The organism is Phytoactinopolyspora alkaliphila (assembly GCF_010550695.1).
GTDB classification, from domain to species: Bacteria; Actinomycetota; Actinomycetes; order Jiangellales; family Jiangellaceae; genus Phytoactinopolyspora; species Phytoactinopolyspora alkaliphila.
Genome location: NZ_JAAGOB010000005.1, coordinates 282,863 through 299,632, shown reverse-complemented (window position 1 = coordinate 299,632; position 16,770 = coordinate 282,863). Strand labels below are relative to the sequence as shown.

The window sequence follows — 16,770 nt, the reverse complement described above, 5'->3', positions numbered from 1 at the left end:
AGTCCTGATGGCACAGAGCGATCTCAGCATGCCCTCCGCCACCGCGAGGCGGGAGGATCTCGGTACCGTCGAGTGGTCCCGCTCGTCGTCCGGATTCACGGTCAGCGGGTCCGCCTACAGTCTCGACATCGACGGTACCCAGCCACGCGCCGTGCTGCGGGACCTGGCCGGCGACGGCCAGATCTGGACCGAGCTCTCCCTTCTCGGCAGTCTCGATCTGATGGGTGTCCGGGACGAGTCGTACGACATCCAGCCGGCCCGGGTCGTCGACGCCTCCGACGACGCCGTCGAGTTCGTCATCGACATGGCCAGCCACACCTGGAACGAGAAATCCGTCCACGTCCGGTGCGACGCCACCGAGGTGGCCGTCTGGCTCACGGTCTCCGGGCCGCCGGCCAGCCCCAGGAATGCCGACGCCAACCGGCTGGTCGAGGTCACGCTGCTGGGCGGACGGGCGATCCTGCCGAACGGCGCCGGCGGGACGTTCCGTTCCTCCATCCGGTTCGCCTCCCTGTTCAGCCCCACCCCCACCGAACCGGTCCACGTGGTGCGCCCCGCCAGTGCGGCGTCGTCGCTGGGCGTCGTGGGAGACGCGTCGCCGGGACGGCTGCACGGGATCTTCTCGCCGCCACCCTTGTGCTGGGCTCTTGGTGACCAGGCGGCGATCGGCGCGGCCGACGTCCCGGAGGGCCGCTGGTGGGGGATGTCCGTCCGGGCACCGGTGAACGAGCTGACCATGACCGCCGCCCGGTACAGCCCACTCGACGGCGGCTTCTGCCTCCGCCTCGACTACGAGGGGCACACCCGGATCGGCGCCGGGGCCTGGAGGACACCGGCGGTGGTGTTGCGTCCGGCGGGCGACCCGTGGGAAGCGCTGGCGGACTATCGCGACGATCTCATCGCGCGGGGCATGGCTCCGGACCTGCCGAAGGCGCCTCCGCGATGGTGGACCGAGCCGATCTTCTGCGGCTGGGGCGCCCAATGCGCGCGGGCCGCCATGGCGGACGCCGATCGGCCGGTCTCCGACGACATCGGCCTGGTGGGCGGCGCGACCGTGCTCAAGGCCGCGGATCTCGCCCGCCAGGACGTGTACGACGAGTTCCTCGCGACGATGGACGACGCCGGCCTCGACCCCGGCACCATCGTCATCGACGACCGGTGGCAGGCGTCGTACGGCGCGGCGACCGTCGATCCTGCCCGCTGGCCGGATCTGCGCGGCTGGATCGCGGAGCAACACCGCGCCGGGCGCAAGGTCCTGCTGTGGTGGAAGGCATGGGATCCCGAGGGCATCCCGGACGACGAGTGCGTGCTGGATCCGGCCGGGCGCCCGGTGGCGGTGGACGTCGCGAACCCGGCGTACCTGGAGCGGCTGGCCCGGATCGTCACCCATCTGCTCGGCCCGGAAGGACTCGACGCCGACGGGTTCAAGGTGGACTTCACCCAGCGCGCGCCCTCCGGGATGTCGCTGCGTGCCCACGACGGAACGTGGGGCATCGCCGCCCTGCACACCCTGCTCGGCACCATCCACCGCGCCGCGAAGGCGGCCAAGCCGGACGCGCTCATGGTGACCCACACGCCGCACCCGTCGTTCGGCGATGTGTGCGACATGGTGCGGCTCAACGACGTGCTGGAGAGGGACAACGCGGGCGACCGGGTGCACGTGGTGGAGCAGCTGCGCTTCCGGCACGCCGTGGCCGAGCACAGCCTGCCCGGCCACCTCGTCGACACGGACCAGTGGCCGATGCCGGACCGCGACTCCTGGCGGGCATACGTCGAGGTCCAGGCCGACCTCGGCGTCCCCGCCCTCTACTACATCGAAGCGATCGACGCGTCCAGGGAGCGGCTCACCGCCGACGATCTGGCGCTGGTGGCACGCACATGGAAGGAGTACCGCCGTGCACGGGCCTGATGTGGTGGTCTACGGCGCGACCTCGGGCGGAGTCTGCGCCGCCGTCGCCGCCGCCGAGGCCGGCGCCACCGTCCTCCTGCTCGAGCCCGGCCGGCACGTCGGCGGTATGACGTCTGGCGGACTCGGCTACACCGACGTCGGCGACGCCCGAGTGGTGCAGGGCATGGCCGGACGGCTCCGGGAAGCGATCGCCGCACACTACGGCGTGCCGGTCGGGCACTACGCCGGGCCGGAACCCCACGTCGCCGAGGCCATCTACCTGCGCTGGCTGGAGGAGGCTGGGGTGGAGGTGCGATTCGGCTCGGCTCTCGAGCGGGTCGAGACGGCCGACGCGCGGATCACCGCACTGGTGCTGGCCGGCGGCGAACGGATCACCGGCGGGGTGTTCGTGGACGCCGGCTACGAGGGCGACGTGATGGCCGGCGCGGGGGTCTCCTACGCCGTCGGGCGGGAAGACCGCTCTCTGTACGGCGAGCGGTATGCGGGCCGGCAGGAGCTGGTGCCGGGACGGCACACGGTTCCGGCCTGGATCTCGCCTTTCGCCGGCGACCCCGACGGCTTCGAGGGCGGGGCGATCCTGTCCCAGATCCACGACCGTGATCTCGTGGACGCCGGCATCGGTGACCGCGGGGTGATGTCCTACGGGTACCGGGTGTGCCTGACCCAGGCCGCGGACCGGGTGCCGTTTACGCCCAGTGAGAGCTACGACGACGCGTACTGGGAGCTCGGCCGGCGGATCTTCGAGCGCTGGAGGCGCGATGGCCTGGAAGTCCGGGCCGGCCAGCTTCTGGGGCTGGAGCAGAATCTGCCCAACGGCAAGTGCGACGGGAACTCGATCGGCCCGTTCTCGCTGAGTGTTCTCGACGGTTCGGCCTGGGCTTATCCGGACGCCGACGCGGCCGGGCGGGAGCGGATCCGGCTGCATCACCTGAATCATGCGCGGGACTTCCTGTACTTTCTCGCCAACGACCCCGCCGTACCGTCCCAGGTGCGCGCGGAGATGTCCCGCTGGGGGCTGCCCGCCGACGAGTTCGCCGACACCGGCCACCTGCCGCACCAGCTCTACGTCCGGGAAGCGCGGCGGATGCTGGGCGAGTACGTCCTGACCGAGCACGACCTCACCGGGAACCCGCCGCGCCGGCAGCACGACGTCGTGGCGATGGGCTCGTACCATATCGACGTCCGCGAAGTGCAGCGCGTTTGGCGGTGGGTGCACGAGCACCCTCGGCCCATCGGCATGGTCTTCACCGAGGGCTACCTGTCGGTGCCGGTGCAGCCGTACCCGATCCCGTACCGGTCGCTGGTGCCGCGCTACGAGGAGTGCGTCAACCTCATCGTGCCGGTGTGCGTGTCGGCGTCCCACGTGGCGTTCTCGTCGGTCCGGATGGAGGTCCAGTACCAGATGCTCGGTCATGCCGCCGGTGTGGCGGCCGTCGAGGCCGCCCGGTCCGGCCGGCCGGTGCAGTCGGTCGACGTGGCCTCCGTACAGGACACCCTGCGCGCCGCGGGTCAGGTCCTCGCCCTCTAGCTCCCACCGGTTTGGTCACCTGATCGTCGACATGCAGTCTGATCGCCGTGCTGTAGATGATCAGGTGACGCACATGGTCTGCCACCGGCGGTTGACCTCGCTGCCCGAGCGTCGACTTCACTGCCCAGGGTTGACTTCACTGCCCAGGATCGCGCGGAGCACGCCAGATCCGCCGTTGCGCGCGATTCACGGCATAGAAGTCAAGCCACAGCAGAGAAGTGGCCCCGAGACATCAATCGTCAGCGACGTCCTGAGGCAGGACTTTCGATCAACGTCCGTTCGGGTCATCTGATTGTCGGGGCGGCGCATCCCAGCGGTGGAGCGTCGCCTCCACGAACGGCGGGACGACCGACTTGAGGACGTTCTGCTCACACGCCTGCGCGTCGGCAAGGGCGTTCTCGGCCGCCGCTCGCGTCTCGGCCGAGGGCGCAGTCAGGTGGTCAAGGGCCGCCAGCCCGGCCCGGCCCATAGCAGCCTGCGCGTCGAGCCAGGGGCGCAGCTCGTCGGCCAGCCGCTCGCCCGCCGGCGTCGTCGGCTCGGCAGGCCGCGTCATCGCGGCGAACGCAACCCGGGCGCGGCTCGTCGCGTCTGCGTCGTCACGCTCACCGCCGACGACCTGACCGCCGACGACGACCCCGCTGCCGTCGATCGCACCGCCAGGGGCATTGTCGCGGAGATTATCGGCGCCGGCCTGCGCCAGGACCTCGTCGAGCAACGAGGACAACGCCGGGTGCTGCGGCGCCGACGGCGGCCAGGAGCTGCACGCCTCAATCAGGGACTCCAGTGCCGCGTCCAAGCCCAACGCCGCCGTGACGCGCCGGTGCGAGTCCCCCGGCCGGTACTCGCCAGGATTCCACGCCCAGTCCGCGACCGTCGCCAACGCGATCTCCGACGCTGCCGCGTGGGGCATCGGGTTGGCGGTGACGCCGGCCATCGGGGCGCCATCGAGGTCGGTGGTCCTTCCGAGCAGTGGGCCGAGGAAGACACGGGAGAAGTCGAAGTCGTTGACCGGGAAGTTGTCCCACAGCAGGAGCCGGTGCCGGTAACTCTGCTCCGCCTGGTCGATATGCTCGCGGTCGACGTCGCCGACGACGATGTCACGCCCGGTCCACCACACCAGCACCTCGTCCGGCAGCTCATGGGCCAGGTGCTCCCGGTAGGGCGACGCCGCCATCCCGGCGTAGTCGGTCGGCACCATCAGCAGCGGCCGGCCGGCGCCACGGGGCCGAAGGAAGTCCTCGATGACCTGCCGGCACACGGCAGCGTGAGCCAAGGCGCTCGAGCCGGGTTCGGCCCCGAACCGGGCGATGTCGGCGTCGTGGGTGAGCTCGGGTTCGATGTCGTCGAACAGCAGCCCGATGTCACGCACGCCGATCTCCCACACCTGCGCCAGCTTGGCGTGCAGCAGCTCGAGCTCGGCCGGATCACTGTAGACCATCGACAGCCCGGGCGAGATCGTGAAGACGAAGCGGATGTGGTGGGCGCGCGCGGCCGTCACCAGTTCGGCGAGCTGCGCGAGTTCGGTGGCCGGGTACGGCTCTCGCCAGCGCGCGCGGTGGAAGGGATCGTCCTTCGGCGCGTACACGTACGCGTTGAGCTTGTGCCGCCCGGCGAACTCGAGGTGGGTGAGCCGGTCTCGGTGTGACCACGGCGGGCCGTAGAACCCCTCGATGGTGCCGCGCCAGCCGAGTCCCGGCCAATCCGTGACAGTGACCGCCGGCAGCTCAAGGCGATCACCGCCGGCGTCGACCAGGGCCAGAAGAGTCTGAACGCCGTAGTACGCGCCTGCTGGGTCCGCTCCGGCCACGGCAGCCCACGGGCGCTCGTCCTCGGCCGACACCATCAAGACGTACCCTTCGGCAGGCAGGGTCTCGAGGACGCCGGATGTGTGTTTTGCCACGTCCTGCCATGCGGCCGTTCGCGGGCCAGAGCCGACCCGGAGAGTGAGCGCCGTGCCGGCGTCCCTGGCCGCCGGGCGCGGCATCAGCCCGCTGGCCTGGATCAGCGCGGCAGCCGGCGCGCACACAGGGTCGATATCGGCGACGAGCCGGTCGAAGGACACGACTCCGGCGCCTTCCACCAGCCGGGGATACGGGACGAGAAGCCCCGCATTCGATCTCGATCGGGCACTTCCAGGGGTACCGCGGCTCATTGTGGGAACGATACCATCGACCATATGAGCTCTCTTGTCTCCGAAGTCGCGCCGGGAGTGTTCCGACTGAGGGACACCTGCAATGTGTACGTCATCCGTCAGGACACCGAGTCAGAAGGACCCACGACGGGCATCGCCGTCGACTTCGGGTCGGGAGCAGTTCTCGATCACCTCCACGAGATGGGGATCGAACGGCTGACCCATGTACTGATGACCCACCACCATCGCGATCAGGGGCAAGGCCTGCACCGCGCGGTGGCCGCCGGCGTCGAGATCCACGTCCCACCGGTGGAGCAGGATCTGTTCGGCGCAGTCGACAAGATGTGGTCCAGCCGGCCGATGGTCAACGACTACAACCTCCGGCAGGACAAGTTCTCGCTCCTGGAGCCCGTGGTGGTCGCGGGGACTGTACCCGAGTACCGCTCGGCCGAATACGGCGGAATCACCGTACGCGTACTGCCGACGCCTGGCCACACCACCGGCTCGGTGACCTACGTCGTCGCTCGTGACGGCCAGGAGATCGCCTTCACCGGCGATCTGATCTACGCGCCCGGCAAGGTCTGGTCCCTCGCGGCCACCCAGTGGTCGTACACCGAGAACGAGGGCCCGGCAATGGTGGTGCTCAGCTGCCTCCAGCTGATGAACGAGCCGCTGGATGTGCTGTTGCCCTCGCACGGTGAACCCATGACCGAGCCGCGGGCCGCGCTCGAGCTGCTCGCGGAGCGGATGGGCCGCTACGTCGACTCGCGGCGCCCGTACCCGTGGGACCTCGACAGCTTGCTGAACCACCCGTTCATCGAGCTCACCCCGCACCTGCTCATGAACCGGACCAGCAACTCCTGTTCTTACGTCCTGGTGTCCGAGACCGGCGCAGCCATGATCATCGACTACGGCTACGACACGACTACCGGCCTTCCCGCCGGTACCGACCGCGCCTCCCGCCGGCCGTGGCTGGCCTCACTACCGGCGCTGCGCCGCAACCACGGCGTGAGCTCGGTGGAGGTGGCGCTGCTGACGCACTACCACGACGACCACGTCGCCGGTGTTCCCTTGCTGCGCGACGTCGAAGGCGCGGAGGTGTGGGCACCGGCCAATGTGGCGCCCATCCTGGAGAATCCCGACCACTACGATCTGCCCTGCCTGTGGTACGACCCCATCCCGGTGGACCGCCGGCTCCCTCTCGAGGAGTCGTTCCAATGGCACGAATACGAGATCACCGTGCACGAGCTCCCGGGACACACGCTCTACGCGGCCGGTTTCGAGTTCGAGGTGGACGGCCTGCGTGTGCTGGTCACCGGCGACCAGCAGGACACCCAGGGCATACCGGGCGAGCGCCGGGAGATCCTCAACTACCAGTACCGCAATCTGTTCCGCATCGAGGACTACCGCCACAGCGCCGCGCTCTTCCGCAAGATCGCGCCTGGCGTGATGATCAGCGGGCACTGGGCGCCGCGCTGGGTGGACAACGCCTATCTCGACATGATTGCCGACGATGCCGAACAGCTGGTGGAGATCCACCAGGAGCTGCTGCCCCTCGACGAGGTGAACCTCGGAGCGGACGGCATCGCGGCCAGGATCGCGCCGTACCGAAGCTCCGCGGCCACCGGCGAGCGGGTACGGCTCGAGGTCACCGTTCACAATCCCCTGCACGACGCCGTCGACGCGACCATCGCGCCGGTGCTCCCCGAGGGGTGGACGTCCGCGCCCGGCGTCGTAGTCCTTAAGCTCGAACCGGGCGAAACGGCCACAGCCATGGTGGATGTCGTGGCCGGGGACTCCGTACAGCATCGGGCCCGCGTGGCTGTCGACGTGACTTTCGGCAACCTACGCTTGGGCCAGCATGCCGAGGCGTTGATCGACATCGTCCCGGCCACGTAACGCGGACGGGATCACTGGAGGCGAAGATGGCGCAGGACGCGACCGATACTCCGTCGGCGCCGGGTCCAGTGGTTCGGCGGGCCACCATCAAGGACGTCGCGGAGATGGCGGCCGTCTCCCGGTCAACGGCCTCCCGGGCGCTGACCGGGCGTGGTTATGTCGCGGAGGGAGTGCGCTCGCGGGTGCTTGCGGCAGCGGAGAAGCTCGGTTACGTGCCCGATGCCACCGCCCGGCATCTCAAACAGCAGGTCAGCCTCTCCATCGGCGTGCTGGTGTCGGACTTGCGCAACTCGTTCTACGCCGAGCTCGCGGCCGGTGCCGGGCGGGCGTCGCGTGAGCACGGCTACAGCATGATGCTCGCCGACGACGGCGGCCTGGTCGACGACGAAGCGGGGGCGGCCGAGGCGTTCGTGGCCCTGCGCGTAGCGGGCGTCGTCGTCACCCCGGTCTCCCGGGCCGTGACGGACTACTTGCGCCGCCATGGCATCCCCGCCGTCGAGGTCGACCGCCAGTTCGCGCCGGACGAGTGCGATGCGGTCGTCGTCGACAACCGGGCTGCTGCCCGCCGGGTGACCGAGCAGCTGACCGGGCTCGGGCATCGCCGGATCGCGCTGTTCATCGACGAGACCGACTGGACCACCGGCCGGGACCGCTACTGGGGCTACCGCGCCGCCCTCGATGCCGCCGGGATCCAGGAGGACCCGTCGTACGTGGTCTCCAGTGGCTGGGACATCGAGACCGCCTACAACGCCGCGCTGCGGCTCCTGGACACGGCGAGCCGGCCCACCGCCGTGTTCGCCGCCAACAATGTGCTCGCGGAGGGCGTGTGGCGCGCCGCGGCTCAGGTAAAGCTCGACATCCCCGGCGACGTGAGTGTCGTCAGCTTCGACGACGTGCCATGGATGAGCATGGTGACGCCGGGGGTGACGGCGGTCGCGCAGGATGCCGCGACACTGGGCAGTACCGCCGTGGACCGGCTGCTCCGGCGCATCAGCGCTCCGGCCGAGCCGCCGGCGGTGGACGTGATTCCGGTCGACATCATCCAGCGCGGATCCGTCGCCCCGCCACGGGGAACCTGAGCCCAATCCTCGGCGGAGTGAATCTGGTGCCTCTACCGCCACGATCCAGTCGCGACGTGGCCACCCTCTGGGAACGATCCCCTGGTGTTTGACCGGCGCGGAGACGACCTCTACCATGGCGTGTGGGAACGATGTCACATCGGCGGATGCTGCCTTCGCGTCCCCCACGAAACCAAACCGGAGGACGAATGAGCGCACCACAGCCCGCCGTGTTGTCCCTCGACATCGGCGGCACCAAACTCGCTGTGGGAGTGGTGACGTCCGACGGCACGGTCCACGGCCTGCTCGTGGAGCCGACCCGCCGGGAAGAGGGGCCACAATCGGTCATCGCCCGGCTGTTCGACATGGGTCGCCGCTCCGTCGCGCGGGCCGGCCTCGACGTGGCGGCGGTGGGGATCTCCTGCGGAGGCCCCCTCGACGGCCCCCGGGGCATTCTCCTGTGTCCGCCCCATCTGCCGGGATGGATCGACATTCCCCTGGGCGAGATGGCACGGATTGAGTTCGGTGTCCCGGCCTTCCTGGAGAACGACGCCACAGCCGCGGCCCTGGGCGAACACCGCTTCGGCGCCGGCAGAGGCGCCTCCACCATGCTGTATCTGACCATCTCCACGGGGGTCGGAGGCGGCTCGGTGGTCCATGGCAAGCTGCACCGCGGAGCGGCCGGCAATGGCGGTGAACTCGGCCACGTCGTCGTCCGGCCCGGTGGGCGGATCTGCACGTGCGGCCGGAAAGGCTGTCTCGAGGCCTACGTGTCCGGCAGTTCCATCGCCGAGCGTGCGGCGGAAGCCCTGGCGACCGAGCCTGCGTCGGCGCTCGCGGGTGTCAGCCCACTGACGTCGGCGGAGGTCGCCGAAGCGGCGCGGGGCAACGATCAGCTGGCGCGCCGGATCTGGGACGAGACCACCGAAGTCCTCGGACAGGCCGTGACGGATCTGGTGAACATCTTCGAGCCCGAGCTGGTCATCCTCGGCGGCGGCGTCACCCGGTCCGGCGCGATGCTGCTCGAGCCGGTCGCCGAGGTCGTCGCTCGCGACGCGATGCCACCGGCGGCCAAGTCCGCGCACGTCGTGCTGGCCGGGCTCGGTGACGTTGTGTGCGTCGCCGGAGCGGGCGTCGTCGCGCTCGACGCGCTGGCTGGAGTGGACCATGGCTGAGAACATTCCGGACCACCGCTTGGCATCGGCCGTGCGCGAGGCCGGTATCGAACAGCAGGTCGACGAGCACGTTCGCACAGCTCAGGCGATCCCCGCGCTGCTGCCCGCCGTGCGAGCGGTCGGGGAGCTCCTGTGTGACCGGTTCGCCGCCGGCGGCACGCTCTACACCTTCGGCAACGGCGGCAGCGCCGCGGACGCGCAACACTTCACCGGTGAGCTCATCGGCCACTACAAGCGAGACCGCCGGCCACTCCCCGCTGTGACGCTCACCACCGACCCGACCGTGTCGACGTGCATCGCCAATGACTACTCGTTCGACGACGTGTTCGCCCGCCAGGTGGACGCCCTCGTCCGGCCTGGTGACGTCGTCAGCGCTTTCACCACAAGCGGACGGTCGGCTAATATCGTCGCCGGCCTTGCCGCCGCCCGGAAACGAGGCGCCACCACGGTGCTCTTCGGCGGCGGCGACGGAGGACCGGCACGGGAGCATGCCGACCACGTGCTGCTGGCTCCGTCGACGACAACCGCGCGCATACAGGAAATGCACACCCTCATGCTGCATCTGATCAGCGAGATCGCCGACGTCTGGGCCGCCGAGGAGGACCCCGCACCATGACCACCGATCGACCCGCCGCGCAACCGAAAAGGACTCTTCACATGGTGGGCAACGCCCACCTCGACCCGGTCTGGCTGTGGCCGTGGCAAGAGGGCTACCAGGAAGCCAGGGCCACGTTCTGGTCGGCCGTCCAGCGAATGGAGGAGTACCCGGATTTCGTATTCACCTGTGATCAGGTGGTCCTGTTGTCCTGGGTCGAGGAATCCGACCCGGAGCTCTTCGAGCAGATCCGCAAGCACGTCGCCGAGGGCCGCTGGGTGATGGCAGGCGGCTGGTGGGTGGAGCCGGACTGCAACATGCCCGGGGGCGAGTCGTTCGTCCGGCAGGGCCTCTACGGCCAGCGCTATCTCTACGAACGCTTCGACACCATCGCTACCGTGGGCATGAACGTCGACCCCTTCGGCCACAACGCGATGCTGCCGCAGATCTTGCGCGGGCAGCGCATCGACTCCTACTGCTTCCTCCGGCCAGGCCCGCACGAGAGCGAGCTGGACGGCACCGCCTTCTGGTGGGAGTCCCCCGACGGCAGCCGGGTGCTGGCCTACCGCATCCCGTTCGAGTACTGCAGCCCGCCCGGCGACGTCGCCCACCACACGGAGAAGGCGCTCGGCCAGCTGGATCGCTCCCTTGGCGATGTCATGATCTTCTACGGCGTCGGAAACCACGGCGGCGGCCCCACCAAGGCGAACATCGACTCCATTCACCGCTACGACCGGCTCGGCTCGTTCGGCAACATGGTCCTCTCCTCACCCCGGCGCTACTTCGACGAGCTGACCGCTCGCGGGGACCTCGACCAATTGCCGGTGTGGCGGGACGACATGCAGCACCATGCCGCCGGGTGTTACTCGGCGCATTCCGGCATCAAGTCCTGGGTGCGGCGGACCCAGTCGGCACTATTGAATGCCGAGCGGTGGGCCGCGATCGGCTCCGTCACGGACGGGCTGGCGTACCCGCGGGAGGAGCTGGACCACGCATGGAAGCAGCTGCTGTTCAACCAGTTCCACGACATCTTGCCCGGGTCGGCCATCGAGCACGCCTACGACGACGCCCGGGACCAGCTCGGCGAGGCGGTGGCGATCTCCAAGCGGATCACCACGAAGGTGCACAACGTCATCGCCCGCCAGGTGGACGTGCCGTTCGAGGCGAACACCCAGCCGGTCCTGGTCTTCAACCCGCATCCGTGGCCGGTGACCGCCGACGTGGAGCTGCAGTACGGCGTCCAGCCGAACGGCGTGCACGTCGTGGATGCCGACGGCCGGGTGACGCCTTCCCAACCCACCCAGTCCGTCGCCACCACCAGTGACAAGGGGCGCGGTGCGGCAGCCTTCCGGGCGGAGGTTCCCGCTCTGGGCTACCGGCTGTACCGGCTCCGGCCAGGCGCCGCACCCGCCGAGGCGAAGTGGAGCAACCAGCCGCCCGGCCTCCTGCGAGCCTCGGAGACGGTGCTGGAGAACGACGTGCTCCGCGTCGAGCTCGACCCGTCGACAGGATGGCTGACCAGCCTGCTGGACAAGCGCACCGGCACAGACGTCGTCGCGGGCGCTCGCGGAGAGCACACACAGGTCTCCGAGGACCCGACCGACACCTGGGGACACCGGGTCATCTCCTACGCCTGGCCCGGCGAAGCCATGCGCACCACCCGGATCGTCCTGCGCGAGAGCGGGCCGGAGCGTGCCCGCCTACGGGTGGAGCGGGAGTGGGGACGCTCCACCATGGCGGAGGAGTTCATCCTGCGCCAGGACGCAGACCAGCTCGAGGTTCGGGTGACGATCGACTGGCGGGAGCAGGCTCATCTACTGAAGATGCGCTTCCCCACCACGATCTCGGAGCCCCGGGCCACCTACGAGATCCCGTTCGGGAACCTGGAGCGACCGGTCGACGGCGCTGAGGAGCCCGCGCAGTCCTGGGTCGACCTCACGGGCACCTTGGCCGGCTCCTCAGTTCGGGCCGGACTTGCCGTCGTGAACGACGCGAAGCATGCCTACGACGTCTCACCAGCCTCGGACGCCGGCGACCCGAGCATCGGTATCACGGCGGTGCGCAGCCCGGTGTACTCCTGGCACGACCCCCGGCTGCTCGACCCTGACGGCTTCTACTCCTTCCAGGACCAGGGCGTGCAGCGGTTCAGCTACCTGCTGGTCCCGCACGCCGGAGACTGGCGGGACGCGGGCCTGGCCAGGCGCGCCGCCGAGCTGAGCGACCTGCCCCGGGCGATGCTCGAGAGCTTCCATCCGGGCGAGCTGCCCGCCGAGCGGAGTTTCGTCTCGGACGGCGCCGGAGCGGTGAAGGTGACGGCGGTGAAGGGCTGGCAGGACGGCGACGCCGCGGCACCGGACATGATCGTGCGGGCTGTGGAGACGCGCGGCGAGCCGGCGTCGGCCCGGATCGATCTGCCGGTGCTCGACCGGACGCTGGAAGCCGACTTCGCCCCGAACCAGCTCCGCACATTCCGGATACCGCGCGATCCCGAGCAACCCGTCGTCGAGGTCGATCTCCTGGAGTGGGACCTGGACAAGGAGACCGAGTGACCTTCGCCGGGCTGCGCCTGGAGGTCCTCGACGCGACCGGCACGGTGGTGGCGGCGACGCCGATACCCTCCGGCGAGGCCGTCACCGCCGTTGACGTAGGGCCGTTCCAGATCGCCGCGGCCGTCAAAGAGGCGGGCGCACAGCGTCCGCGAGACGTCATCCTCGACGTCACCACCGCCGCGGACGATCCTTTCTCCGGTCACCTGCGACTGGTCCTCGATCTGGACGGCACTCCCGATCCGTGGTGGCTGATTCCCGGGCTCTTCTACGGTGAGAACCGCCCGGAGGCGTGCGAGCGCCGGTTTCCGCGGTTCGCGGTCGGGGCCGACGATCCCGAGGGCATGGTGAGTGACTCGTGGTCTTTCCGCGCCGATCGGGCCGCGACCCCCGCGGTCTTCGTCTGGAACCGTGATCGTGGAGTGGCACTGCTGACCTCGGAGGAGTCCGCGTGCGGGCCTTCCGGCGTCGGTCTCTCCCACACCGGAACGGTGGCCAGCGCACACGTGGTCTTCCCGTTCCGGGAGGCTCCGGTGACGTACTACGGATCGGCCGAGCCGCTGCCACCCGATGCCGCCAGCTATACCTGGAGACGCGGCGAGACGGTGCGGCTGCACGCTGCCGTCGCCGACGTCGGCGCCGACCGGCACGCCTACGCGCCGGTGCTGCGGCAGGTCTACGAGACCAACCGCTCCGTGCATCCGGTCGAGCCATGGGTATCGGTCTCCGAGGCGGCCGAGATCGCCGCCGAAGGCCTGGTCCGCTGGCACTACGATCCAGACCCCGGCGTCCTGCTGGAGACGGTGGGCTTCGACCGGGAGGTCAGCGGACAGGACGGCCGCCGCGTCGACCGCCAGGCCATGCACGTCGGCTGGGTCAGCGGCATCCCATGGGCGTATGCCTTGCTCCGACATGCGCGGCGGAGCGGGGACGCGGCGGGCAAGCAGCGTGCAGCGGCAGAGCGGGTGATCGATTTCATCTGCTCCAATCTCTCCCCCTCCGGCACGTTCTGGGGCACCTGGTACCGCTCCACCGGCTGGGCGCAGAGCTGGACCCCCCTGAAGGGCGGCCTCCACGCGCGGACCCTGGGCGAGGCGACACTGTTCCTCCTGCGAGCACTGGAGCTCGGCGCGGACGTACGCGCCGCACACCCCTTGTGGACCACCGCCGCGCGCTCCAACCTCGAGGTCATCAGCGCCCGGCAACGGCCGGACGGCAACGTCGGATCCATCCACCATGCCGCGGACGGCAGGATGCTGTCCTGGGACGGCGCGTCCGGGCTCACCTGGGTGGCCGCGCTCGCCGAGGCGGAGCGGCTGGACGACGACGGCGGCTACCTGAACGCCGCCGTCAAAGCCGGCGAGTACTACGCCCAGTTCGTCGACCGCGAGTTCATCCACGGCGCGCCCGAGGACGTCGACCTGGCGCCGACCTCGGAGGACGGTTACGCGGCCGTGATGGCCTACATCGCCCTGCACCGCCGCACCGGCGAGGACCGCTGGCTCGAGCTGGCCCGGCGGGCCGCCGACTGGATGCTCACCTTCCGCTACACCTACAACGTCGCGTTCCCGGCGCGGAGCATGCTCGGGGCCTACGGGTTCGCCAGCCGCGGCGCCGACCAGGCCTCACCCTCCAACCAGCACCTGCACGCGTACGGGCTGATCTGCACCATGGAACTGCTCGAGCTCTCCGAGGCGTCGGGGGACCCGCACTACCGTGAGCGGGCCGAAGAGGCTCTGGCCTGCTTCCGCCAGCTCGTGGCCCGGGAGGACGGCGAGGTCAATTCCTACCGCGGCATGGTCACCGAGCGGTATTACCAGACGGCCTGCTTCCAGCCGAAGGGGATGCTGCTCACCTTGTCCCACGCCTGGAGCGCCGGCGTCCTCCTGCTCGGCTGCGAACAGATCCTGTCCGCTACCTCCGCAGAAGGGAGCGGACAGCCTCGGTGACGGCCTGATGGTCGATGCCGGCCGTGCGCAACTGTTCCTCGGGTGTAGCCGAGGCCGGCATGCCGTGCACGGCCAGTTTGAGCACCTGGGGCATGGGTCCCTCGGCTCCCTGGGCGAAGACGTCCAGCACGGCGTCGCCAACCCCGCCCTGAGGCCAGTGGTCCTCCACCGTCACGATCCGCCCGGTGTCGCGCGCCGCGTCGCGTACCGTCTGAGCGTCCACGGGTTTGACGGAGTAGAGATCGATCACCCTCGCGCTGATGCCGTCCTGACCGAGCTGGTCGGCCGCCGTCAACGCCTCGTGCACCGTGACGCCCGCGGCGATGATGGTCACGTCGTCCTGCGCCGATGAGCGCAGCACACGGCTGCCGGCGATCGAGAACTCCTCCCCCGGGCCGTAGATGACGGGCGTGTCGCCGCGACTGGTCCGCAAGTACGCAATGCCGGGATAGTCGGCCATCGCCGCCACCAGAGCCGCGGTCTGATTCGCGTCGCAGGGATAGAGCACCACACTGCGGTGTACCGCCCGGAACGCCGCAAGGTCCTCCAGCCCCATCTGAGAGGGCCCGTCCTGGCCGATCGCCACACCCGCGTGCGAGCCCACGAGCCGCAACTCGGCACCGCTCACCGCGGCCATCCGGACGAAGTCATAAGCGCGGGTCAGGAACGCGGCGAAGGTGGCGGCGTAAGGAGTCCAGCCGCGAACGCCCATGCCGACGGCCGCCGCGATCATCTGCTGCTCGGCGATGTAGCACTGGAAGAAGCGCTCCGGATGGGCATCGGCGAACTTCTGCATTCGGGTCGAGTCACCCACCTCGGCGTCGAGCCCCACGACGTCCGGCCGGGCCGCACCGAGCGCGGCGAGGGCTTCGCCGAAGGCGTTCCGGGTGGCCACGCTGTCGCCGACCTTGTATTCGGAGAGCCGCAAAGGGCTCGGCTCGCCGAACTGGTACGGCTCGGTCTCGTTCGCCGGCGGGCGCACATCGATCCGCACGTTGCGCACGCCGCCGAGTTCATCGATGGCGTCGTCGGCGTCGGCCAGCGGCTTCCCGTGCTGCTCTTCGCGATCCGCGACGGCTTCGACGCCCGCGCCTTTGGTCGTCCGCGCCAGGATGGCGGTCGGCCGGTCGGATGCTGCGGCGGCAGCGTAGGCACTGTCGATCTGGTCGATGTCGTGGCCGTCGATCTCGATGGTGTTCCAGTCGAACGCCTGCATCCGCCGCGCGTAGGCGCCCGTGTCCCACCCGTGCCGGGTCGGGCCACGCTGGCCCAGCCGGTTGACGTCGACGATGGCGACGAGGTTGGCCAGTTTCTCGTACCCGGCGTGCTCGCAGGCCTCCCATATCGATCCCTCGGCCAGCTCGCTGTCACCGCACAGGACCCACACCCGATAGGGAAGGCGATCCAGGAGCTTTCCGGCCAGGGCGATACCGACGCCGAACGGCAGTCCCTGGCCCAGCGAGCCGGTGGCGACGTCCACCCATGGCAAGCGCGGTGTCGGATGCCCTTCCATCCGGCTCCCCAGGGTGCGGAAGGAGAGCAGTTCTTCGTCGGTGATCGCACCGGCAGCCTTGTACAACGCGTAAAGAAGCGGCGACGCGTGTCCCTTGGAGAAGATCAGATGATCATTGTGCGGGTTGCTCGGATCGTCGAAGTCGTAGCGCAGATGGCGGGTGAAGAGCGTCGCCATCAGGTCCGCGGCCGACATCGACGATGTCGGGTGCCCCGAGCCGGACGCGGCGGAGCAGCGGATCGCATCGACCCTCAGCTGGTCGCCCAGTTCACCGATGTGGACGGCCTGGCTGACGTTCTGTCCTGTCATGGCACGATCTCCGTCGTCGTTCATGGCGGATTCCCTTGCTCGACGTCCGGTGGTTCGTGCTGCCACTACCCGGAGAACGAGCAGCCAAACCGAGCGGTGGCCAGGGGCGCAGGGCCGGCTTGACCTGACTGCCGGGGTTGAGTGCTTGCCGTTTGCCG

Annotated in this window: 10 protein-coding genes; 8 read left to right on the top strand and 2 right to left on the bottom strand. The window is 69.6% G+C overall.

Annotated features, from left to right (window positions below; all coding sequences use genetic code 11):
* Nucleotides 1-7 precede the first annotated feature (7 nt).
* Together G1H11_RS25230 and G1H11_RS11560 are read left to right on the top strand one after the other, a co-directional pair.
* A complete protein-coding gene (locus tag G1H11_RS25230; protein ID WP_163818703.1) occupies nt 8-1,909 on the top strand; it encodes an alpha-amylase family protein in 1,902 nt (633 codons plus the stop codon).
* On the top strand, nt 1,896-3,437 hold the full coding sequence (locus G1H11_RS11560; protein WP_163818702.1) for an FAD-dependent oxidoreductase: 1,542 nt from the start codon (nt 1,896-1,898) through the stop codon (nt 3,435-3,437). Before G1H11_RS25230 ends, G1H11_RS11560 begins: the two co-directional genes overlap by 14 nt.
* Nucleotides 3,438-3,705: 268 nt before the next feature.
* Here the strand turns inward: G1H11_RS11560 and G1H11_RS11555 are convergent, their stop codons facing one another.
* Nucleotides 3,706-5,589 carry a glycoside hydrolase family 84 protein gene (locus G1H11_RS11555; protein WP_163818701.1) on the bottom strand — a complete coding sequence of 628 codons (1,884 nt, stop codon included), beginning with the start codon at nt 5,587-5,589 and terminating at the stop codon, nt 3,706-3,708.
* A gap of 24 nt (nt 5,590-5,613) precedes the next feature.
* Here G1H11_RS11555 and G1H11_RS11550 point away from each other — a divergent pair, with 24 nt between their 5' ends.
* The 6 genes from G1H11_RS11550 to G1H11_RS11525 all read left to right on the top strand — a co-directional run bounded on the left by G1H11_RS11550 (nt 5,614) and on the right by G1H11_RS11525 (nt 14,790).
* On the top strand, nt 5,614-7,467 hold the full coding sequence (locus tag G1H11_RS11550; RefSeq protein ID WP_163818700.1) for an MBL fold metallo-hydrolase: 1,854 nt from the start codon (nt 5,614-5,616) through the stop codon (nt 7,465-7,467).
* Between the two features lie 26 nt (nt 7,468-7,493).
* The gene (locus tag G1H11_RS11545; RefSeq protein WP_163818699.1) at nt 7,494-8,546 is read left to right on the top strand and encodes a LacI family DNA-binding transcriptional regulator; all 1,053 of its coding nucleotides are present in this window, start codon (nt 7,494-7,496) and stop codon (nt 8,544-8,546) included.
* A 188-nt stretch (nt 8,547-8,734) separates the two neighbouring features.
* On the top strand, nt 8,735-9,700 hold the full coding sequence (locus G1H11_RS11540; RefSeq protein ID WP_163818698.1) for an ROK family protein: 966 nt from the start codon (nt 8,735-8,737) through the stop codon (nt 9,698-9,700).
* Nucleotides 9,693-10,316, top strand: coding sequence for a D-sedoheptulose-7-phosphate isomerase (locus G1H11_RS11535; protein WP_163818697.1), 624 nt, complete (start codon nt 9,693-9,695; stop codon nt 10,314-10,316). Before G1H11_RS11540 ends, G1H11_RS11535 begins: the two co-directional genes overlap by 8 nt.
* The gene (locus G1H11_RS11530) at nt 10,313-12,844 is read left to right on the top strand and encodes an alpha-mannosidase (protein ID WP_163818696.1); all 2,532 of its coding nucleotides are present in this window, start codon (nt 10,313-10,315) and stop codon (nt 12,842-12,844) included. The genes G1H11_RS11535 and G1H11_RS11530 overlap by 4 nt, the downstream gene beginning before the upstream one ends.
* Entirely contained in the window at nt 12,841-14,790 is a 1,950-nt protein-coding gene (locus tag G1H11_RS11525) for a YyaL domain-containing protein (protein WP_163818695.1), read from the top strand. Before G1H11_RS11530 ends, G1H11_RS11525 begins: the two co-directional genes overlap by 4 nt.
* Here the strand turns inward: G1H11_RS11525 and G1H11_RS11520 are convergent.
* Nucleotides 14,756-16,612, bottom strand: coding sequence for a transketolase (locus G1H11_RS11520; RefSeq protein WP_163818694.1), 1,857 nt, complete (start codon nt 16,610-16,612; stop codon nt 14,756-14,758). The genes G1H11_RS11525 and G1H11_RS11520 overlap by 35 nt on opposite strands.
* Nucleotides 16,613-16,770 lie beyond the last annotated feature (158 nt).